The organism is Cellulosimicrobium protaetiae (assembly GCF_009708005.2).
Taxonomy (GTDB): domain Bacteria; phylum Actinomycetota; class Actinomycetes; order Actinomycetales; family Cellulomonadaceae; genus Cellulosimicrobium; species Cellulosimicrobium protaetiae.
The window spans coordinates 892742-913752 of sequence record NZ_CP052757.1; the positions used below are offsets into that span (position 1 = coordinate 892742).

The following is a 21011-nucleotide window of genomic DNA, read 5'->3' on the forward strand; positions in this document are numbered from 1 at the left end:
GGCACGACGACGCGGAGGACGCCATGAGCGAGCGCAAGACCTACACCCTGGACGTGCCCGGCGCCGTCGTCGCCTACGACGTCCGGACGCCGGACGTGGCGGGCGACCGGCCGCCCGTGGTGGTCATGGGCTCGCCCATGGCGGCCTCGGGGTTCGAGCAGCTCGCGGGGCTGCTCGACGACCGGGTGGTCGTGACGTACGACCCGCGCGGCACCGAGCGCAGCACGCTCGCGGCGGACGGCGAGGTCTCGGTCGAGGCCCACGCCGACGACCTGCACGCCGTGGTGTCGGCGGTCGGCCTGGGGCCGGTGGACGTCTTCGGGTCGAGCGGGGGCGGCGTCGTCGGGCTGTCGTGGGTCGAGCGGTACCCGGGGGACGTGCGGACGTTCGTCTCGCACGAGCCGCCGATCACGCCGCTGCTCGAGGACGCCGCGACGGCGACGGCGGTCCAGGCCGACATCGTCGAGACGTACCGCCGCGAGGGGTTCGGGCCCGCGATGGCGAAGTTCGTCGCGCTCGTGAGCCACGTGGGCCCGCTGCCGGCCGACTACCTCGACCGTCCCGCGCCCGACCCGGCGATGTTCGGGTTCCCGACCGAGGACGACGGTGGGCGCGACGACCTGCTCCTCGGCAAGAACCTCGCGACCATGCCGTCGTGGTCCCCGGACGGGGACGCGCTGCGGGCGTCGGCGACGCGGGTCGTGCCCGCCGTGAGCGCGCAGGGCGAGGGCACGCTCGCGTGGCGTGGCGGGGCCGCGCTGGCCGCGCTGCTCGGGGTCGACGCGGTCACGTTCCCCGGGGACCACGGGGGCTTCATGGTGAGCGAGTGGTCGCCGGACAACGACCCGGCAGCGTTCGCCGCGGCGCTGCGCGCGGTGCTCGACGCCTGACCGGGCGCGCGTCTCGCGCGCGCCGCACGACACCTGAGCGCGGGGTGGCTGCCCGGGTCCCGCGGGACCGGGCTGGCCACCCCGTGCTCGTCGTGCTCGGCGCGAGTCCAGGGCGACGTCGCGCGAGAAGTGTCGACTGACCGGGGACTTTTGCTTGTTGTCGACACAACTTTCGCCTACCTGTTGACATGTCCCTCTGACTGCGGTGTCATAAACCTCGTTGCCCCTGGAACCGACCAGGGGACCGGACGTCGGCGCAGGGGAGCTCGTCGTCCGGACCGACAGCCGAGGGCGCACACCGACGCGCGTCCCCGGCGGGGCCACGGTGGCCCCGGACCTCGCCCCGCGGCGGTTTCCCTCCGCCCGCGTGTCGAGCCCCGCACGACCGAGAGCACGCCTCGTTCCGCAACGACGCGGGGACGTCCCCCGCGTGCACGCACCTGCCCGACCCCCGACCCGGGGTTCCGTCCGCGCGCCCGCAGGGCGCCGACAGGCGCGGCGCCGTGACGCGCCGCGCCGGTCCGGCGCGCCCGCGAGCGGCCCGGACGGCCCCTCGCGCCCCCCGAAGGAGACCCATGTCCGAGCCGACGACCGAGACCGAGGCCCCACCGCGACCGCTCTCGCGCCGCACCCTGCTCGCCGGGGTCGGCGTCGTCGCCGCGAGCCCGGCGGCAGCGCTCCTGCTCGGCGCCGGCGGCAGCGTCAGCCCCGCTTCCGCTGCCGCCCCCTCCCAGGCGGCCGCGGCCGTCCCCGCCGCGACGGGCACGGTCCGCAAGATCACGATGTACGCCGAGCGCATCTCCGACACGCTCGTCGGGTACGGCCTCGAGCGCGGCAAGGCGAGCGTCCCCGGCCCGATCCTCGAGATGTGGGAGGGCGAGACGCTCGAGATCACGCTCGTCAACACGACGGACAAGCGCCTCTCGATCCACCCGCACGGCGTGAACTACGACGTCAACAGCGACGGCAGCGCGTTCAACAACTCGTTCAACGAGCCGGGCGAGACGCGGACCTACACCTGGTCGACCGTGAAGATGGCGCGCGACCGCGGCATCTGGATGCCGGGCAGCGCGGGCTACTGGCACTACCACGACCACGCGTGGGGCGACCACGGCACGCAGGGCCTCGCCGCCGGTCTCTACGGCGCGCTCGTCGTGCGCCGCGTGGGCGACGTGCTGCCGCAGAAGCAGTTCACGATGGTCTTCAACGACATGACCATCAACAACAAGGTCGCGCCGGACACGCCGATGTTCGAGGCGAAGCTCGGCGAGCGCGTCGAGTTCATCTGCATCGGCCACGGCAACCAGCTCCACACGTTCCACCTGCACGCCCACCGGTGGGCGAACAACCGGACCGGGCTGCTCGCCGACCAGTACGACCCGAGCCAGGTCGTGGACAACCGGGACCTCAACCCGGGCGACGCGTTCGGGTTCCAGGTCGTCGCCGGTCTGGGCGTCGGGCCGGGCGCGTGGATGTACCACTGCCACGTCCAGTTCCACTCCGACGGCGGGATGGCGGGCATCTTCCTGGTCCGCAACGCCGACGGCTCCATGCCGCCGGGCGCGCAGGAGTCCATCGACCGGTTCCAGGGCCACGGCAGCCACACGATGTCGGCACCCTCGGGCGCCGCCCCGTCGGGGGCCACCCCCACCACCGGGGGTGCCGTCGCCGGCGGGACCGGACCGGCCGTCGTCGACCTCACGGGACACGCCGGCCACTGACGCGGGACTCACGGGCCTCCCGCCCGACCCGCACCAGCACCATCGGCTCCCGGCCCACCCGGGAGCGTCGCACCGATGACGAAGGAGTTGGAGAGTGCTGTCCAGACGATCGACACCCCCTACGAGGGGGCGCTCCCGACCGGGAGCACTACGGGCCTTGACGGTCGGCCTGACGGGCGTCGCGCTCGTCGCGAGCGCGGCCGTGATCCCGGCGGCGGCCCAGCCCGTCGCCACGACGCCGGCGAGCACGGTCGCCTCGAGCGGGGCCCCCACGGCCGGGTCCGTCGCGGCCGCGGCGGCCACCGCTCCCGTGCGCGTGCTCGTGTTCCACGGCGCGCCCGACGAGCAGACCGACCCTGTCGTCGCCGCGACCGCGGCGCTGACCGAGCTGGGTGCCGCCAACGGGTTCGACGTCGAGGCGACGTCCGACCCCGCGATGCTCAGCGAGGCGACGCTCGGCGAGTACCGCGGCGTCGTCATGCTCTCCGCGGAGGGCATCGAGCTGAGCGGCGAGCAGGAGGCCGCGCTCCAGGCGTACGTCAACGGCGGCGGCGGATTCCTCGGCGTGCGCGACGCCGCGCGCGCCCAGGAGGCGTCGAAGTGGTTCGAGGGCCTCGTCGGCGCCCGGATCAAGGGCGCGACGATGACGGCGGAGAAGGTCGCCGAGGCGACCGGCACCGGCCGCAGCCCGGCCGCCGAGACCCCGGCCAAGGCCGTCGACGGCGACCCCGGCACCAAGTGGCTGACGTTCGCCCGCACGGGCCAGCTCACGCTGCGCATGGAGCAGCCCGTCGCGGTCGTGAAGTACGGCATCACGTCGGCGAACGACTCCGCGGGCCGCGACCCGAAGAACTGGAAGCTCCAGGGGTCGACCGACGGGCAGACGTGGGTCGACCTCGACACGCGCACCGACGAGGACTTCCCGCAGCGCTTCCAGCCGCGCACGTTCGACGTCGCGAACGAGACCGAGTACGGCTGGTACCGGCTGGACGTCACCGCCAACTCCGGCGACGCCGAGATCCAGCTCGCAGAGCTCTCGATCTTCGGCCCCGACTCCGTCGAGCAGCCCGACCCGGAGATCCCGCTCGAGGAGCGCACGGTCGACCTGGTCGACCGCCAGCACCCCGCGACGGCGGACCTCCCGCTCACGTGGGACCGCGAGGACCGGTGGCTCGACTGGGCCGAGGACCCGACCGGTGACGTGCACACGGTCGCGACGCTCGAGCCCGGCCCCGACGCCGGCCCGACGACCAACCCGTTCCAGCCCCTGTCCTGGTGCCGCGACTACGACGGCGGCCGCTCGTTCTTCACCGGCATGGGCGGCACGCCCGAGAGCTGGCAGGACGAGACGTTCCGCGAGCACCTGCTCGGTGCGCTCCAGTGGACGACGGGCGTGGTGCGCGGCGACTGCCAGGCGACCATCGCGTCGAACTACAAGGCCGAGCGCCTGTCCCAGGTGAACACGGCGGGCACGCTGGACCAGAACGGCGAGCAGCACGGCCTGACGATCGCGCCCGACGGCACGGTCTTCTACATCGGCCGTGGCGCGTGCGCCACCGGCCCGATCGTCCCGTGGAGCGACCCGAACGTGGGCCTCGGCTGCGGCACGATCCACCAGTGGGACCCGGAGACGGGTGAGGCGAAGCTGCTCACGACGCTCGACGTCATGGGCAACCGTGGTAGCGGCGACGAGCTCGTGAAGAACGAGGAGGGGCTGCTCGGCATCGTGCCCGACCCCGACTTCGCGACGAACCACTGGCTCTACGTGTACTGGATGCCGCACGAGAACATCGACCGCGAGCGTCGCGTCGGCTACCGGACCGTCTCGCGGTTCACCTACGACCCCGCGACGCCGACGATCGACCAGAGCACGCGGGTCGACCTGCTCGAGTGGGAGACGCAGATCCACAGCTGCTGCCACGCGGGTGGCGGCATGGCGTTCGACAGCGAGGGCAACCTCTACATCGGCTCGGGCGACAACAACTCGTCCGGCGGCTCGAACGGGTACTCCGGCAACAACTGGACGCAGGAGTACGCGGGGATCAGCTTCCAGGACGCGCGCCGCACGTCGGGCAACACGAACGACCTCAACGGCAAGATCCTGCGGATCCACCCCGAGGACGACGGCACCTACACGATCCCGGACGACAACCTGTTCCCGGTGGGCGAGTACCCCGCGGACAAGACGCGTCCCGAGATCTACGTCATGGGCGTGCGCAACATCTCGCGCCTGCAGATCGACCCCGACACGGACTGGCTGACCGCGGCCTGGGTGGGCCCGGACGCCGGCAGCCCCAACCCCGAGCTCGGCCCGGCCAAGTACGAGACCGCGACGATCATCACGTCCGCGGGCAACCAGGGCTGGCCGTACTGCATGGGCAACAAGCAGCCGTACCGTGACCGGAGCAACGAGGACGCGAGCGTCCTCACCGGCTGGTACGACTGCGACAACCCGAAGAACACGTCGCCGCGCAACACGGGCCTCGTGGACCTCCCGCCGGTGCGGGACAACATGATCTGGTACTCGCCCTCGGGCGGCGGGCCGGTCTTCCCGGACCGCGGGAACGGCATCCCGACGTACGAGGACGACGACGCGACGTACACCATCCCGTGGCTGCGGGGTGGCGGCCAGGCCGTGATGTCCGGCCCGACCTTCCGGCAGTCGCAGGTCGACCCGGAGTCCGACGTCGCGTGGCCGTCGTACTGGGAGGGCAAGTGGTTCGTCGGCGACCAGTCGAACTCGAACAACCGCGTCGCGGTGACGGTCGACCCGGAGAACCTGGACGCCCCCGTGTTCATGGAGGACCTCCGCCAGATCATCCCGGGCGGCCGCGGTGACGGGCTGCTGCAGAGCTGGATGGACGCGAAGTTCGGTCCGGACGGCGCGCTGTACCTGGTCGACTACGCGGGCGGCTTCTTCAGCCTCGACCCGAACCAGAAGCTCATGCGGATCACGTACCAGGGCGGGGCTCCGACCCCGGCCCCGGCGGCGTCCGCGACGAGCATCCAGGGCGACCCGCTGACGGTGCAGTTCACCGGCGAGCGTTCCGGCGGCGTCTCCTACCGCTGGGAGTTCGGCGACGGCTCGACCTCCACGAAGGCCAACCCGAAGCACAAGTACCCCCGCATCGGGACCTACGAGGCCAAGCTCACCGTGACGTACGCGGACGGGTCGACGGCCACGGTCACGACCGACGGCTCGCCGTCGTGCACGCTGCCCGACGAGCGCGAGACCGTGTTCTTCGGCGACGTCGACTCCACGGTCGAGAACCTCGACCTGGGCGCCTGCAACATCGCCGACCTGTTCCAGGACGAGAAGGAGTGGCGCACCCACGCCCGGTTCCTGGCGCACGTCGAGTCGGTCGCGAAGAGCCTGTACGACGACAGCCGGATCGACGAGCGCGAGCGTGCTCGCCTCGTCGACGCCGCGGCGCGCTCGCAGATCGGCGTGGACCCGGGCGGGTACCGCACGATCTTCGACGGCACCGAGGCGTCGCTGTACGACTGGTTCCAGGCACCGGGCGGGAAGTTCACGCTCGAGCCGGGCGGGTCGATCCGCTCGCAGGGCGGGCTCGGGATGCTCTGGTACGCGGGCGAGGAGCTCGGAGACTTCTCCGTCAAGCTCCTCTACCGCGACGTCTCGGCGGGTGACCACCACGCGAACGCGGGCGTGTTCACCCGGTTCCCGAACCCGAACCAGCCCGGCGACGCCGAGTGCGCCGAGGGTCAGTCCCCGGCGTGGGTCGCGATCTCGTGCGGTCACGAGATCCAGATCTACGACGGCCCGACGGGCGAGCCGCAGAAGACCGGCTCGGTCTACAACTTCGACCCGCTCGGCCTGAACACCGGCGGCGAGAAGCCGAAGGGCGAGTGGAACGAGTACGAGATCCGGGTGGTCGGCCAGCAGTACACGATCATCCGCAACGGCGTCGTCATCAACGAGTGGGAGAACACCCCGGGACAGCAGTCGTCCCGGGCCGGTGACCCGCCGACGGACCTGCGCCAGTTCGACAGCGGGTTCATCGGGCTGCAGAACCACGGGAACTCGGACCTCATCGAGTTCCGCGACATCCGGGTGGCGGACCTGTAGCACCCGGGCGGGGACGGCCCAGCCGGCCGTCCCCGCCGACCCGGGGCCGTCGTCGTGCCGCACGACGGCGGCCCCCGGGGCGGGCCGCACGGCCCGCCCCGACCAGCGCCCGACCAGCCCGACAGAACTCTCAGACACCCCCGGAGGAGTGCACCCTCATGGAACGACGTACCAGTCCCGGCGGCTCCCGCCGCCGCGGCGCGCGGCGGTTCCTCGCCGCCACGGTCGCCGGACTCACCGCGACGACGGTCCTCACCGTCGCCCCGGCCTCGGCGACCCCCACCGCACCGGCGTCGGCGTCGTCCGCCGTCGTGTCCGCAGCCGACGCCACCGTCGCCGCCGAGCAGGTCCTCACCTGGACCGCGGACAACAGCGTGTCCGACTACAAGGCCTTCCCCGCCACGGCCGAGGCAGGGCCCGCGACGATCGTCTTCGAGAACAGCCTGGCGACCGGCAGCACGTTCGGCATGAGCCACACGCTCACGTTCGACACGTCGACGCCGGGCTACAACCACGACGTGAACCTCAACATCCTTGCGAGCCCGTTCGACGCCAACGGCGGTCTCCACGAGGCGCAGGTGACCCTCACGCCCGGGACGTACCGCTACTTCTGCGCCATCCCCGGGCACGGCGAGATGTGGGGCGAGCTCGTCGTCACCGACGGCGGCGGGGGCGAGGACACCACGGCACCGTCCGTGACCGCCCAGGTCACCGGCGAGCAGGACGGCGACGGCGCGTACGTCGGCGGTGCCACGGTGACGCTGGACGCGACCGACGACGACTCCGGCGTGGCCGGCGTCGAGTACGACCTGGACGGCGCGGGCTGGCAGGCGTACACCGAGCCGTTCGTCGTCGACGCGGTCGGCGCGCACACCCTGCAGTTCCGCGCGACCGACGCCGCGGGCAACACCTCCGAGGCCCAGACCGCGCAGTTCACCGTCGTCGAGGGCGACGTCGAGGAGGACACCACCGCCCCGACCGTCGAGCCCATGGTCATGGGCCAGCAGGACGAGGACGGCGCGTACGTCGGCACCGCCGCGTTCATGCTCCACGCCTCGGACGAGGGGTCGGGCGTCGCGTCCGTCGTGTACGCGGTCGACGGCGGCGCGTGGCTGCCGTACACCACGACCGTGCCGTTCACCGAGCTCGGCGAGCACACGGTGACGTTCCGGGCGACCGACGTCGCGGGCAACGTGTCCGAGGTCGGCTCCGTGACGTTCACCGTCGTCGCCGACGGCGAGGAGGACACGACCGCCCCGACCGTGACCGCCGAGGTCACGGGCACGCAGGACGACAACGGTGCGTTCGTCGGGTCGGCCACGGCGACGCTCACCGCGACGGACGACGGGTCCGGCGTCGAGAGCGTCGAGTACGACCTCGACGGCGCCGGCTGGGCCCCGTACACCGAGCCCGTCGTCGTCGACGAGCCCGGCGAGCACACGCTCGTCTACCGGGCCACCGACGTCGCGGGCAACGTGTCCGAGGACACCGTCACGGAGTTCGTCGTCGTCGCCGACGCCGGCGAGGACACGACGGCACCGACCGTCGCCCACGAGGTGAGCGGCACGCAGGACGAGTCCGGCGCCTACGTGGGATCGGCGTCCGTGCTGCTCACCGCGACCGACGAGGCGTCGGGCGTCGCGTCCGTCGAGTACGACCTCGACGGCGCGGGCTGGACCCCGTACACCGAGGCCGTCGTGGTCGACGAGCCGGGCCAGCACACCCTCGCGTACCGCGCGACCGACGAGGCGGGGAACGTCTCCGAGGCCGCGAGCGTCACGTTCTCCGTCGTCGAGGGCGACGGGAGCGACACCGTCGCCCCCACGGTCGACCACCGCGTGATGGGCGGCGAGAAGAACGAGGCGGGCGAGTACCTCTCGACCGTCTTCGTGCGCCTGCTCGCGAAGGACGCCGACTCGGGCGTCGCCTCGGTCGAGTACCAGGTGGACGGCGGCGAGTGGACCCCGTACGCGAAGCAGATCTCGGTGCGGACCCCCGGTGCGCACACCGTGACCTACCGCGCGACCGACGTCGCGGGCAACGTCTCCGCGCCGCAGACGGTCTCCTTCGTCATCGCGGGCGGCGAGGAGCCGGGCGACACCGACGGCCCCGTCGTCACGGCGGGCGTCGGCGGCAGCCGCACCCGCGACGGCGACTTCGTCGCGAGCGCGCGCGTCACGCTCACGGCGGTCGACGAGGAGTCGGGCGTCGACCGCATCGAGTTCCAGGCCAACGACGGCGCGTGGCAGCGCTACGCGGCCCCGGTCGCGTTCGCGGCCGACGGCCAGCACGTCGTCCGCTACCGCGCGGTCGACGGCGTCGGCAACGTGACGACGGGCGAGGTGACCTTCACGGTCCTGCAGCTCGTCCGCGACCGCTGCGTCGGGTCGGACATCCGCCCGACGGTGATCATCGGCGGCCACGACAGCACGGTGCAGAACTACGACGACGGCACCGGCTGCACGGTCAACGACCACGTCGCCGAGACCGACGAGTACTCGACGCACCGCGAGTTCGTGGACCACGTGAGCCTCGTGACCGAGGACCTCGTGTGGGACGGTGTGCTCGACGACGCCGAGCGTGAGCTCGTCATCGCCGCTGCCGAGCTGTCCGACATCGGCCGCAGCTGACCGACACCTGACGGTCCGACCGAACCAGTCCGATCGACGACGGCCCGGCCCCGCACCCAGGTGCGGGCCCGGGCCGTCGTCGTGCGCGGACCACCCGCCCCGCGCCTCCCCCCCGCGCCGAACACGACATGAGGGTCGTTCTGGGCGGTATGACGACGCTCATGTCGTGCTCGAGGGCGGGTGAGGTCGTGCTCGGCCGGCTACTCGCCGAGAGACACCAGCACGACGGTCGCGTCGTCCACGTCGAGGTACGCCGTCGCGACGAAGCCCGACTCGGCGAACCGCGCGTCGAGCGCGTCACCGGCCAGGAGCGGGCCGTCGGGGAGGTCGCCCCTCAGGTCGTCGACGACGGCGGGAACCTCGGTCGTCTCCTGCGGCGCCGTCTCGTCCGCGAGGGTCTGGGCGACCGCCGGGTCGAGCCGCACGACGGCGTCGATCCAGTACGTCGTCGGGCCCGGCACGCCCTCGTCCCCGACGGTGCCGGACAACCACGTCGCCGCCACCGGGGCACCGAGCGCGGAGAACCGCTTCGTGAGCGGCTCCAGGTCCGTGCGGACCTCGCCGGTCCCGTTCTTCGCGGGCTCGTCGGCCATCGTCGTCTCCCTCGTGCCGTCGGTGGTGCGGTCTCCCGGTCCGGTCCCCGGCGAGCAGGCCGTGAGCGCGAGGACCGCGGCGAGCACCGCCGTCGGGCCGGCGAGGCGCGGGGTGCGTGCGGTCGCGGTGCGTGCGGTGCTCATCGGTCCTCCGTGACGGGCTCGACCACGGCCGACCCCGCGTCGCCGACCGTCCACGTGACGGTGAGCTGGACGCTGCCGCTGCTGTCGAACGGCTGGGCCCAGCCGAGCTCGGTGAAACGTCCGTTGACGTCGTCCGGCGTGCCCGACGCGATGTCGGACTGGCCGGCGTTGAAGTTGTAGCGGTCCTCCGCGTGCACGGTGATGACCATCGTGGCCTGGTCGCCCACCACCGTCACGTCCGAGCTGGACCACTGCTGGTAGCCGCCGATCGTCTTCTGCCAGTTCTCCGTCTGGGCGTAGTTCGGAGCCTGCGACGCGTCGCCCGTCATGGAGAAGTCGGTGTTCCCCCGGGCGATGAGCTCCTCGGCCCCCGCCTGGGCGCTCGCGATCTCCGCGTCGACGTTGGCCGCCACGCCGGAGTCGTTCGCGTACGCGGCCGCGTAGTCGAACTCGTAGTCCTCGCCGGAGTTCCCCAGGTAGTGCCGGTAGATCGACCCCGCGTCCTGCAGCCCCGGGTGGAGGCGGGTCGCCTCGGCCTTGGCGTTCCACTCGACCCACGAGGTGCGGTCGTCCCACGTCGGGTCGTCGTCGGAGTCGTACTCGAAGTCCTCGTCCCACTCGATCTCGGGGCGCGTGGGTGGCCCGAGGACGTACTGCTCGCCGCCCGGCTCTCCCGGTGCGTCGCCGGGACCGGTGGTGCCCGGGCCACCGGGGTTCGCCGGCGCGGTCGGCGTGAAGGTGACGGGCACCGCCATCGCGAGCGGACCACCGCCGCCACCACCACCGCCGCCACCGCCGGACGTCCCGCCGGGGCCCGCGCCGTCGGTGTCGCCGGAGCTTGCGGAGTCCTGCTGGTCGGCGTCCCGGCGCAGCGCACCGGCCGCGTCCGTGAGCGTCGCCGCGCACGACCGCAGCGCCCCGACGCACATCCCGTCCCAGGCGCCCCGGAAGCCGTCGCCGTCCCGCCCGGTCCACCCGGTCGACGCGACCACGGACGACAGGTTCGCGGTCAACGACGTCAGCGACTGCGCCGCGCCCTCGACGTCCTGCGCCAACCGGCGCAGCCCTGCGACGTCCGCACCCCACATGCCTGCGGTCATGGATCCCCCTCCGTCCGCCGAGCAGCGTAGCCCGGGCCCCTTTGCCCCGACCATGGGGACCGCTCCCCGGCCTGGGTCAGCCGGCCGGCTCGCCGTAGACCGGGCGCACGAACGCGAGGACGATGCCCACGCCGCCGCGCTGCGCGAGACGCGCACGGTCCTCGGGGTGGTCGATCAGGTGCCGCAGCACGCGGGCGACCGCCTCCGCGTCCGTGACGGCGACCGTGTCCGGGTCCGGCCCGTGCGCGGGACGGCCCTGGAGGAGGTCCTCGCCGTCGGCGTGCCGGGCCCGCGCGCCGTCGTGCAGCTCGACCCGCAGGGTCGGGCGCCGCTCGCCCGTCACGACCCGCACGGCCGCGACGTCGTCCCACCGCACGACGACCCGGACCACCTCCGCACCGCCCACGGGCAGCTCGACCTCGTGCGGCCGCAGCACGACCGCCGCCTTCGACGGCCCGCGCACGTAGGCCACCAGCCCGCCGCCGAAGGCGACGGCGACGATGCCGATCAGGGCCGCCGCGAACCCCTCGTCGTTCCGCAGGAGCCACACGGCGAACCACACCGCGCCACCGCACAGCGCGATCAGGATCAGCAGCACCGCGAGGTAGTCGACGGCCGGCGTCAGGCGCTCGCGCCCGCGCACCCCGCCGCGCACCGCCGTCCACACCATGCTCGGCCGGTACGGCTGCCGGGGTCGGCGGTCGCTGCTCACGGTGGACAGTCTGCCGGACCGACGGTCGGAAGCACGTGGCAGGGTGGCGGCATGACGACGCTCTCCCAGGTCCGTGCGGCCGCGCTCGCCCTGCCCGAGACGGCGGAGGACGCGCCCGCCGGGACGGTCACGTTCACCGTGCGGGGGCGACGGTTCGCGACGGTGACGAGGACCGCCGTCGTGCAGCTCCGGCTGGGGGACGACGACGTCGCGCGGCTGCTCGCCGAGCACCCGACGGCCTCGCGGGTGACGCGCGGCGACCACCTGCTCGGCGCGGGCGTACCCCTCGCCGACCTCGACGGCCAGCAGGCCAACCACTGGGTGCGGCGCGCGTGGCTCGCCCGTGCGCCCCGGCGCCTGGCCGCGGCCCTCCTCGCGGCCGACGGCGCGGAGCCGGGGTCGGTCGGCGACCTCCCCGCCGCCATCGGTCGGCCCGCTACGCGCGCGCTCGCCGGGGCGGGCATCACCACGCTGTCCGACGTCGCCCGGCTGGGCGACGCGGACCTGCTCGCCCTGCACGGGGTCGGGCCCCGGGCCGTGCGGATCCTGCGCGACGCCGCGAACGGGTGACGAGAGGGCTATGGTGCCGATAGCATCGGCTATCGGAGGTGGCGATGGTGGAAGGGTCGTCCGTCGAGGCCGCGTTCGAGGCGTATCTCGGTGGGCTCGCGACGAGGGCGCGCGCCCTGCGGGACGAGGCGAGCGCGACGCTCGAGCGAGGTGCGCGACAGGCGGCTGAGCTCGGATGGAGCCAGCGGCGCATCGCCGCAGGCCTCGGGAGGAGTCAGCCGGAGATCAAGCGACTGCTCGACCGGTCTGCCGAGTCAGGTGCCGCGGCGCACGTCGAGGCGAGCACGGGACCGCCGACGGTGCTCGACACCGTGCTGCGGGGGAAGCGCGATGCGGTGGTCTCTGCGGCTGCTCGGCACGGAGCGGGGAACGTCCGTGTGTTCGGGTCGGTCGCGACGGGCACCGACACGCCCGAGTCGGACGTCGACCTCCTCGTCGACGTGGACGACGCGGTCGGCCTCATGGGGCTGGCCGCCCTCCAGCTCGAGCTCGAGGAGATCCTGGGTCGCGCGGTGGACGTCGTGCCGGAGCGATCGCTCCGGCCGGAGGTGCGCGCCACCGTCCAGGCGATCCCCTTGTGACGCGGACCGACGCCGACCACGCGCGTGACGCGCTCGAGCACCTCGCGATGATCGGCCACCACGTGGCCGAGGGTGGGTGGGGTCGTCAGGTCGTCGTCGACGCGGTCTGCCTGCGCCTCGCTGCGTCGATCGAGGCGGCGTCGCACCTGAGCGCGGAAGCGCGGGCGTCGGCGTTCGGTGCGACCTGGCGCGTGATCTGGGCGACGCGAAAGCGGATCGCTCACGGGTGCGCGACGGTCGACCCGCAGATCGTGCGCGCGACCGTCGAGAACGATCTCGTCGAGTACGCCGCAGCCCTGAGGAGCGTCGCGGCGAGGGGTGGCTGAGCGCTCGAACCTCGCTGGCTGAGCCTGGAACTCCGGCGCCGGGCTGCGTCTCCAGCGGGGGGTGCGAGCACGATGTGCGCGCACCTCTTGCGCATGTGCAGTTACTGCGCATAGGTTCGCTGCATGACCACGAACGCGTCGCGACACGCTCGACCTCGCCTCGACGCCGCACGCGCGGCGCTCGACGAGGCCTCGACCGCCGCGCCGGGCGAGGCGGTCGAGCCGCTGTCGCGAGCGCGCGCGCTGCTTGACGTCGCGCTCGACGAGGCGATGGCCGAGGCGCTGCTCGCCGGGTCGTCGATGCGGTCGGTCGCCGAGGCGGCCGGCGTCGCCCCCAACACGGTGCCGCCCCGCATCGCACGGACACCGGCGCTCGCGGGCTACTCCGGCCCCGACGGCCGCGTCTCCGCCGAGGGCGTCACGCGCGCCCGCTATGACCGCGAACGCGGGACACCGCCGCCCGAGCCGACGACCGCCGTCGAACCCCTGAGGTTCCGCCGCCGCACCTGACCGCCCGCCGCACCGTCCGTCCAGCAGCACGACGAAGGGAACCGCTATGCCTGACCAGACCCTCACCCACCTCGCCATGCTGCTCGACCGGTCCGGCTCGATGCAGTCGATCAAGCAGGCCACCGAGCAGGGCTTCGACCTGTTCCTCACCGAGCAGCGCGACGCGCCCGGCCGCTGCACGGTCACGCTCGCGCAGTTCGACAACGAGTTCGAGGAGGTCTACACCGACCTCGACGTGCGCGAGGTCCCCCCGCTCGACCTGCGCCCGCGCGGCATGACCGCGCTGCTCGACTCCATCGGGCGCCTCGTGCAGACGACCGCGCTGCGTATCGCTCAGCTCCCCGAGGAGCAGCGGCCCGGCGCCGTGATCGTCGGCATCATGACCGACGGCCTCGAGAACGCGTCGAAGGAGTACACGCACGCCGCGATCAAGGCGCTCGTCACCGAGCGCGAGGAGCAGTTCGGCTGGACGTTCCTCTACATGGGCGCCAACCAGGACGCGATCGAGGTCGGCGCGTCGATCGGTGTGAAGCGCGAGCGGTCGCTCACGTACGACACGGCGAACGTCGACCAGGCGTACGCCGCGACGTCGCGCAGCATGGCCGCGATGCGCGGCGCCGTGTGGGCCGGCGCGGCGCCCGCTGCGGCACGCGACCAGCACGCCGCGTACACCGAGGCGGACCGCGCGGCGGCCGGTGGCTCCGCGCCTGAGCGCGCGAGCACTCCGACCGGTCGTCGCAGCCCTGCGCCCGCACCGGTGCGGCCCGCCCCGCGCGGGACGAAGGACGACCCGTTCGACGAGCGGCACCTGCTGGACCACGTGCGGTCGGTGCTCGCGTCGGGCGCGCCGACGCTCGCCGACGTGGGGACGTTCGGTGGACGCGCTGTCGTCTGGGCGACCGTGTGCGGCGTGCCGGTCTACCTCAACGCGGACTCGTCGCGCGCGGCGCTGCAGCAGCTCGTGGATGCGGCTGCGGGTGGACCTCTCCCGTGGACCGTCATCGCGAGCCAGAGTGGCCAGCTCAACAAGGTGACGTTCCGGTCCGGAGCGCGCGTGCCCGGGTTCTACTGCTACGCGCGCGAGACCCAGCCCACGGCAGGCCCGCTGGGAGGCGCCGTCGTCGCGCACTGAAGGTCCGACGCCGTGGGACGGGCCGCGAGGTGCGGCCCGTCCTGCGGTGCAGCTCCGGCTGTGGGCCGCCGAGGCGAGCCGACGCGGTCGTCGACTCTCTGCCTCAAGAGAGTCGACTACCGTGCCTCCAGAGACGACGGGTGAGTACCCGACGCACGACGTGAGCAGGGGGCTGCTTCATGGAGGATCCGCGCGCGGCGGCGAGGGCGGGACGAGTCCGGCGGCACGCACGATGGGTCGTGCCGCTCGTCGCCGCACCCGCCGTGTTCCTCGCTTGCGTCCTCGTCCTCGACGCGCTCAACCGGCACGAGCTCTACCACGGGGCGTGGGCGTTCCTCGTGCTCCTGGTGGTCGCCGTGGCGTTCCTCGGGCCGGTCGCCCTGCTCGCTGTCGCGATCGCAAAGGGCGCCAGGACATTCCGGGAGCACCGGCGCAGCCGCGGTCGGTTCTCTGCGACCGAGCGTGCCGAGATCGGCCGGCGCGACGCCGCCGCGCACGCGTGGGCGAAAGCCCAGGGCCTGCACCGGCAACTCCTCGCGCGGGAGGTTCCGCCCACGCTGCGGGTGTGGGACGTCGTCCCGTACGCGGGCGAGGAGTTCTTCTGCGACGTGCCCGCCGGGTACGCGCGCTACTACGGGACGACCGTCAGCTACACGCAGACGTCGGGGTTCTACTACGGGCGGCCGTCGTTCGTCCTCACCGGCCTTGCCGTGACGGCGATCGCCAACGCCGCCGAGCGTAGCGCCGCCCAGGCGCAGGCCCGAGAGCAGTGGCGTGAGCGCTGCGTCTCCCGGCTCGTCGTGAGCAACCACCGGCTGCTGGTCCAGGTGCATGGGCGATGGCTGTCGTTCGACTACTCCGCGATGACGGCGGTATTCCCCGAACCCGGCGGGTGGGCCCTCGTCTGCCAGTTCTCCTCGACCGAGCCGCTCTTGCTCACTGGCGACCACGCCCCTTTCGCCGCGGTGATGACCCTGTACAGGACGCACGGCGAGCAGGCGCTGAGAGATCACCCCGGTCTGGAGCCACTCCGGCCGGTGCACGGCCCGGCCAGCCCGGGGAGCGAGGTTGCTTCCGATCAGCGGGTGAGGTAGACAACTGCCCAGGTCACGAGTGACTGGCGAGACGCCCTCCGCGTGCCGGTCCGGCAACCGCGCCCCTCGCGCACGGTGCCCCAGGAGGAAGACCGGCCCTGGCCGAACGGTCAGGGAAGTGCGAGGTCGACGTCCGCCTCGGTGCGTTGCTGCGCGCCCGGGTGCCGTCGGCCCTGACCGAAGGGCTGCTCCGATGAACCCGACCCCGACCATGACCCTGTGGGTCCGTACCGACGACGCGTGCCAGCTGCTCGTGAGCGACGAGGGGCACCTCGTGTGCCCGGTCCACACCGGGCACCCGCGCCCGGTCCCGTCGCGCGGGTGCTCGTTCAACCCGTTCCTGCGTCTCTGCCACGTCTGCCTGAGCGAGCGCGTCCAGATGACGAGCCGCTTCCACATCGAGCGACGCGTTTGCGACGCGTGCCAGAAGGTCGACGCCTCGCTCGCCAAGTCGCTCGGTGCCGAACCCCTGACCGGGATCACGCAGGACCACCAGACCCTGCGGCGCATGGAGGCCTACGTCACGCTCGTCTTCCCGACGCGGTGGCGGCGCGCGCGCGAGAGCGGCCTCGGCGTCGTCGAGCTCGACACGAGCGCACCGTTCTGGGGCAGGAAGCGCGACGGCCGGGTCGAGCCCCAGCCATCCACGACGGTGCGGCACTTTGCGCGACTCGACCACTGGCGCCACCGTGGTGGTGGCGGGCCGGACTCCGTGTCCCGCCGCGCCGCGTTCCTCGCGTGGGCACGGGCCGTGCACCCCGCGAGCCCCGTGGCGGTCGCAGCGGGTGAAATCCCGTGACGCGCGAGACCGCAGGTCGTCAGGCCCGTGACGTCGTCGGCACGGTGCGGTACGAACGGCACATGCCGCTCGCGTTCCCGCCCGACCCGACGTTCCCCGACGACGGCGGCGCCGAGCGCGCCGTGTGGGACGCTCTGCGCGAACAGCTTCCCGACGACGTCGTGCTGTTCCACGGGGTGCACGTGCAGGAGGACGAGCAGGAGTACGAGATCGACGTGCTCGTCGCCTGGCCAGGGGTCGGGCTCGCCGCGATCGAGGTCAAGGGCGGGCACGTCGACCGGGTCGACGGCACCTGGTTCCAGGGCAACGGTCCCCGGCGGCACCGCATCGACCCGGTGCGCCAGGTCCAGGGTGCACGGCACGCGCTGCAGGCCCTGCTGCGCCGTCGCGACCTGTGGGCCGCGGAGGCGCGCACCGCGCACCTCGTGGCGTTCCCGCACCGGTACGTCCCGCGCGACTGGGAGACGGTCGACCTTCCACGGGACATGCTCGTGGACCGCGGCGACCTGGAGCGGTCGGGCGGCGTCGCCGAGCGGGTGAAGCGCGCCGTCGAGCGTCACGGCCAGGGCCATGCCGGGCTCGCGGCCGACGACGTCCCCGCCCTCGTGGACTCGCTCGCCAGCGGCTTCCCCAGCCAGGCGGAGCACCTGTCGCTCGCCCTGGAGCACGAGACGCGCCTGGAGCAGATGACCCGCGACCAGGCCCGCGTCCTCGACGCGCTCTCCGAGGTGCGCAGGATGCGGGTCGTCGGCGGCGCGGGGGCGGGCAAGACGTGGCTCGCGCTCGAGCAGGCGCGACGGCGTGCACGGGCGGGCGAGCGCGTCGCCCTGCTCTGCTACTCGCGGGGGCTCGGACGCTACCTCGAACGCGTCACCCAGACGTGGCCGGCGCGCGACCGGCCCGCCTACGTGGGACTGTTCCACGACCTGCCGCTGAGCTGGGGCGCCGAGCGCGGCGCCGACGACGACCCGGACTACTGGGAGCGGCACCTGCCGACCGAGCTCGGCCGGCTCGCGGGCGAGCGTCCGTCGACGGACCTGTTCGACGCCGTCGTCGTGGACGAGGCGCAGGACTTCGGCGACCTCTGGTGGCCGTCGCTCCTGCGGTGCCTGCGCGACCCGGACGACGGTGGGCTCTACGTCTTCCTCGACGACGCGCAACGGGTCTTCCCTCGGGGTGTCGACGTACCGCTCCAGCTCGTCCCCGTGACGCTGCGCGAGAACCTGCGCTCCACGAAGCAGATCGCCCAGGTGTTCGGCGCGCTCTCACCCGACACCCTCACCCCACGAGGGATGAACGGCCCCCGCGTGCGGATCGTCGACGTGCCCGCCGCCGCAGCCGTGGAGGCCGCCGACGACGCCGTCGAGGCGCTGCTCGACGAAGGGTGGAACCCCGGCCAGGTCGCGCTCCTGGCCACGGGACGCCGCCACCCCGCCCAGGTCAACGAGGTCACCGTCGGCGGGTACGCCGCCTACTGGGACGCGTTCTTCGCGGAGGAGGACGTGTTCTTCGGGCACGTCCTCGGGTTCAAGGGCCTCGAACGTCCCGCGGTCGTGCTGTCCGTCAACGGCGTCCGGGACGAGGCGCGAGCCCGAGAGATGCTCTACACGGGCCTGTCACGCGCCCGCTCGCTGCTCGTCGTCGTCGGCGACCGGTCGTGGATCGAGGGCGTCGGAGGAGAGGCCGTGCGACGACGGCTCACGGAAGCGCAGGCCTGGGCTCCCGTCGGTTCGGGGGCGGACGCCTGACGGCGCCCGTCCTGGGCCGGGAACGGGTCAGGAGACGGTTGCCGCCTCGGCGTGGGCGGGGAGCAGATCGCTGCGGCGGCCGTTCCACAGGACCGCGAGCTCGTCGCGTGCACGGGTCGCCGCGACGTAGAGCAGGGACCGTTCGCGCAGCTCGCCGTCGGCGCGATCGGCCTCCGGCAGGGCCGACAACCCGTAGCCCCAGCCCTGCTCGTCCGACGAGACGCCGAACAGGATGACACGCTTGAACTCCATGCCCTTGGAGCGGTGCATGGTCATGACGAGCACGCTCCCGGTCCCGGTCGAGGCGTCGTCCTGGATGAACTTCGCCTTGACGCCACGCTCGCTCAGCGCGTGGACGACCTTGTCGCCGGTGTTCTTGGTGCGGACGAGCACGCCGATCGTCTCGGGGGCGTCCCCGGCGTCCCCGGCGTCGCGCCAGCCGCGGACGAGCTCGGCAGCCTGTTCGTACTCGTCGAGGAGCGAGGACGCCCGGACCTCTCGGGGCGCGGGCCCGGACCGCGCGGAGCGGTAGCCGGTGGCGGCCGCGTCCCCTGCCTCCATGTCGACCCAGTCCTCCCCGGCCAGCACGCCGACGGCGTAGCGCAGCACTTGTGCGGTCGTGCGGTAGTTGAGGGTGAGGCGCCGGGACCGGCCGACGATGTTGATCCCGTACCGGGACAGCACGACCTTCTGCCCGTAGATACGCTGCTGCGAGTCCTCGGCGAGGAAGAGGTCGTCCGGTCCCTGGGCGACGAGTGCCCGCAGGAAGACGAGGCGGGCGGGTGCGAGGTCCTGCGCCTCGTCGACGAGGACGTGGTCCGCGACGCGCGGCACCCCGGCCGCGGCCTGGGCGTCGAGGTGCGTCGCGGCGACCATCGCCTTCTCGTCCCAGTCGGTCGATCCCGCGGCGTCCGCGGACGCGCGGTAGGCCTCGACGACGCGCCACACGGCCATGCGCTGGACCCTGCTCAGCGCGACGCCGCGCCCCGGACGGCGGACGCGCAGGTACTCGTCCCGTGTGGTGATGCGGTGGGGGACGACGATCGTCGTGTACTCGGCCTGGAGGAACGCCTGGCTCCGCAGCTCAGGTGCGAGGTCGGCGCCGGCGGACGCGAGTGCCGCCTCCCACCGGGCCGCCGGGGTGAGGTCGAGGACGTAGGGCGAGCGCGGGCCGAGGACGGACGCGACCGTCTCGCCCCAGGCGGCCGACGCGACGTGGACGTCCTCGGCCTTCGCGATCACGCGGCGGGAGAGCGCGTCGACACCGGCGACGTACACCCCGGGGTCCCCGAGGTTCTTCGCGATCGGGAGCGTCGGGTCGAGGAGCCGGAGGGTCTCCTCCAGCGACGACGCCAGGGTCCGGTTGTACGTGGTGAGGACGACGCGGGCCGCCGGGTTCTTCCTCGCGAGGTGTCGTGCGCGGTGGAGGAGGACCACCGTCTTCCCGGTTCCGGCTCCGCCCGAGAGCCGGAACGAGCCGGACCGGTTCTTGAAGGCGTGGTCGCGCTGCTCGGGGTGGAGGAAGACGCGCCAGCGGCCGAAGTTGTCGTCCTCGATCGCTGCACGCAGGGCCGCGTCGTCCTCGATGAACGCGAAGTCCATCTGCGCCGCGGGCTGCTTGAGGGCGTCGAGAAGCTGGTCGTCGCTCTCGGGGTCGGGCTCGACGGCGGGGACTGTCAGGCCGAGCTTGTCCCGCACGGTCGCGAGGCCTGCACCGGTGGCGAGGTCGAGCAGGGCGTCCCCCTGCCAGGTCGCGGGCGCCCGTCCCGCGAGCGCGAGCAGCTCGTCCTCGGTCTCGACCGTCAGGGCGGCGTCCGCGATCGTGGCGTCGATCCCGAGGTCGACGAGGTCGGCGACGGCCACGCCCTGCGTCTGGAGGAGCGGGTACGTGGTGAGGTCGACGTCGTCGGGCTGGGGCCGGGTGCGTCCGGTCCGGGGTGCGGCGGGCTCCGCCACTTCGGTCGCGGTGTCGGCCGCGGCGGCCTCGACCAGCTCGGCGATGCCGTTGCGTGGGTTGACGCGGACCACGGCGGTCTTGGCGCGGGCGATCGCCTCGTCGTGCGGGTAGGTGCCGAGGTAGACGTAGTGCGCCTCCGCGGCCTGACCCTGGACCTTGACGAGCAGGGCACGCCAGAAGTCGTTGACCCGTCCGGTGCGGACGCGGGGGTCGGCCGAACCGTTGATCGGCTCGATGTGCAGGCCCGCGGTGGCGTCGCTCTCCTGGAGCTTCTCGAGGAACGCGTACGCGGCCTTGCGCACGGCGCCGTCGAGCTTGCCGAACGACGGTCCGAGGATGATCTGCGGCATCGGTGCTGGTCTCCGGGGTCGGTGGGTCGGGTGTCGCTGGCAGTGCGGTCGAGGCAGGTGGCCG

The 21011-nt window shown here is 73.1% G+C and carries 16 protein-coding genes and 1 riboswitch; of the genes, 12 read left to right on the top strand and 4 right to left on the bottom strand.

All coding sequences use genetic code 11. From position 1 onward, the window contains the following. Positions 1–23: 23 nt before the first annotated feature. The 4 genes from FIC82_RS03870 to FIC82_RS03885 all read left to right on the top strand — a co-directional run bounded on the left by FIC82_RS03870 (position 24) and on the right by FIC82_RS03885 (position 9331). Positions 24–890: an alpha/beta fold hydrolase gene (locus FIC82_RS03870; protein WP_154797636.1), complete on the top strand. Its 867-nt coding sequence runs from the start codon at positions 24–26 to the stop codon at positions 888–890. 575 nt (positions 891–1465) lie between these two features. After that, positions 1466–2611, top strand: coding sequence for a multicopper oxidase domain-containing protein (locus FIC82_RS03875; protein WP_154797637.1), 1146 nt, complete (start codon positions 1466–1468; stop codon positions 2609–2611). Between the two features lie 157 nt (positions 2612–2768). Next, entirely contained in the window at positions 2769–6701 is a 3933-nt protein-coding gene (locus FIC82_RS03880) for a ThuA domain-containing protein (protein ID WP_253691417.1), read from the top strand. A gap of 158 nt (positions 6702–6859) precedes the next feature. Beyond that, positions 6860–9331, top strand: a complete 2472-nt coding sequence (locus FIC82_RS03885; RefSeq protein WP_154797638.1) for a chitobiase/beta-hexosaminidase C-terminal domain-containing protein — start codon at positions 6860–6862, stop codon at positions 9329–9331. Positions 9332–9531: 200 nt separating this feature from the next. On the opposite strand, the gene FIC82_RS03890 is transcribed toward FIC82_RS03885, so the two are convergent. The 3 genes from FIC82_RS03890 to FIC82_RS03900 form a co-directional block, all read right to left on the bottom strand. Continuing rightward, complete coding sequence (locus tag FIC82_RS03890) at positions 9532–10068, bottom strand: hypothetical protein (protein ID WP_253691419.1); 537 nt, start codon at positions 10066–10068, stop codon at positions 9532–9534. Beyond that, the gene (locus FIC82_RS03895; protein ID WP_154797639.1) at positions 10065–11168 is read right to left on the bottom strand and encodes a WXG100 family type VII secretion target; all 1104 of its coding nucleotides are present in this window, start codon (positions 11166–11168) and stop codon (positions 10065–10067) included. The genes FIC82_RS03890 and FIC82_RS03895 overlap by 4 nt, the downstream gene beginning before the upstream one ends. A 76-nt stretch (positions 11169–11244) precedes the next feature. Next, positions 11245–11880, bottom strand: a complete 636-nt coding sequence (locus FIC82_RS03900) for a hypothetical protein (RefSeq protein ID WP_154797640.1) — start codon at positions 11878–11880, stop codon at positions 11245–11247. 51 nt (positions 11881–11931) lie between these two features. Here FIC82_RS03900 and FIC82_RS20995 point away from each other — a divergent pair, with 51 nt between their 5' ends. The 8 genes from FIC82_RS20995 to FIC82_RS03940 all read left to right on the top strand — a co-directional run bounded on the left by FIC82_RS20995 (position 11932) and on the right by FIC82_RS03940 (position 18640). Beyond that, positions 11932–12450, top strand: coding sequence for an MmcQ/YjbR family DNA-binding protein (locus FIC82_RS20995; RefSeq protein WP_154797641.1), 519 nt, complete (start codon positions 11932–11934; stop codon positions 12448–12450). Positions 12451–12497: 47 nt separating this feature from the next. Beyond that, positions 12498–13031, top strand: coding sequence for a nucleotidyltransferase family protein (locus FIC82_RS03910; RefSeq protein WP_253691421.1), 534 nt, complete (start codon positions 12498–12500; stop codon positions 13029–13031). Then, complete coding sequence (locus FIC82_RS03915) at positions 13028–13357, top strand: HepT-like ribonuclease domain-containing protein (protein WP_216609980.1); 330 nt, start codon at positions 13028–13030, stop codon at positions 13355–13357. The genes FIC82_RS03910 and FIC82_RS03915 overlap by 4 nt, the downstream gene beginning before the upstream one ends. Positions 13358–13480: 123 nt before the next feature. After that, positions 13481–13867, top strand: coding sequence for a hypothetical protein (locus FIC82_RS03920; protein WP_154797643.1), 387 nt, complete (start codon positions 13481–13483; stop codon positions 13865–13867). 46 nt (positions 13868–13913) lie between these two features. Beyond that, positions 13914–14999: a hypothetical protein gene (locus FIC82_RS20790; protein ID WP_216609981.1), complete on the top strand. Its 1086-nt coding sequence runs from the start codon at positions 13914–13916 to the stop codon at positions 14997–14999. A 239-nt stretch (positions 15000–15238) separates the two neighbouring features. Next, positions 15239–16093, top strand: coding sequence for a hypothetical protein (locus FIC82_RS03930; protein WP_154797644.1), 855 nt, complete (start codon positions 15239–15241; stop codon positions 16091–16093). Between the two features lie 11 nt (positions 16094–16104). Next, positions 16105–16220: riboswitch (SAM riboswitch) on the top strand. Between the two features lie 66 nt (positions 16221–16286). Further along, positions 16287–16892 carry a hypothetical protein gene (locus FIC82_RS03935; RefSeq protein ID WP_154797645.1) on the top strand — a complete coding sequence of 202 codons (606 nt, stop codon included), beginning with the start codon at positions 16287–16289 and terminating at the stop codon, positions 16890–16892. Further along, the gene (locus tag FIC82_RS03940) at positions 16889–18640 is read left to right on the top strand and encodes a nuclease-related domain-containing DEAD/DEAH box helicase (protein WP_253691424.1); all 1752 of its coding nucleotides are present in this window, start codon (positions 16889–16891) and stop codon (positions 18638–18640) included. The genes FIC82_RS03935 and FIC82_RS03940 overlap by 4 nt, the downstream gene beginning before the upstream one ends. 27 nt (positions 18641–18667) lie before the next feature. Here FIC82_RS03940 and FIC82_RS03945 read toward each other — a convergent pair whose 3' ends face one another. Continuing rightward, entirely contained in the window at positions 18668–20947 is a 2280-nt protein-coding gene (locus FIC82_RS03945) for a UvrD-helicase domain-containing protein (protein ID WP_154797646.1), read from the bottom strand. Between the last annotated feature and the right edge of the window lie 64 nt (positions 20948–21011).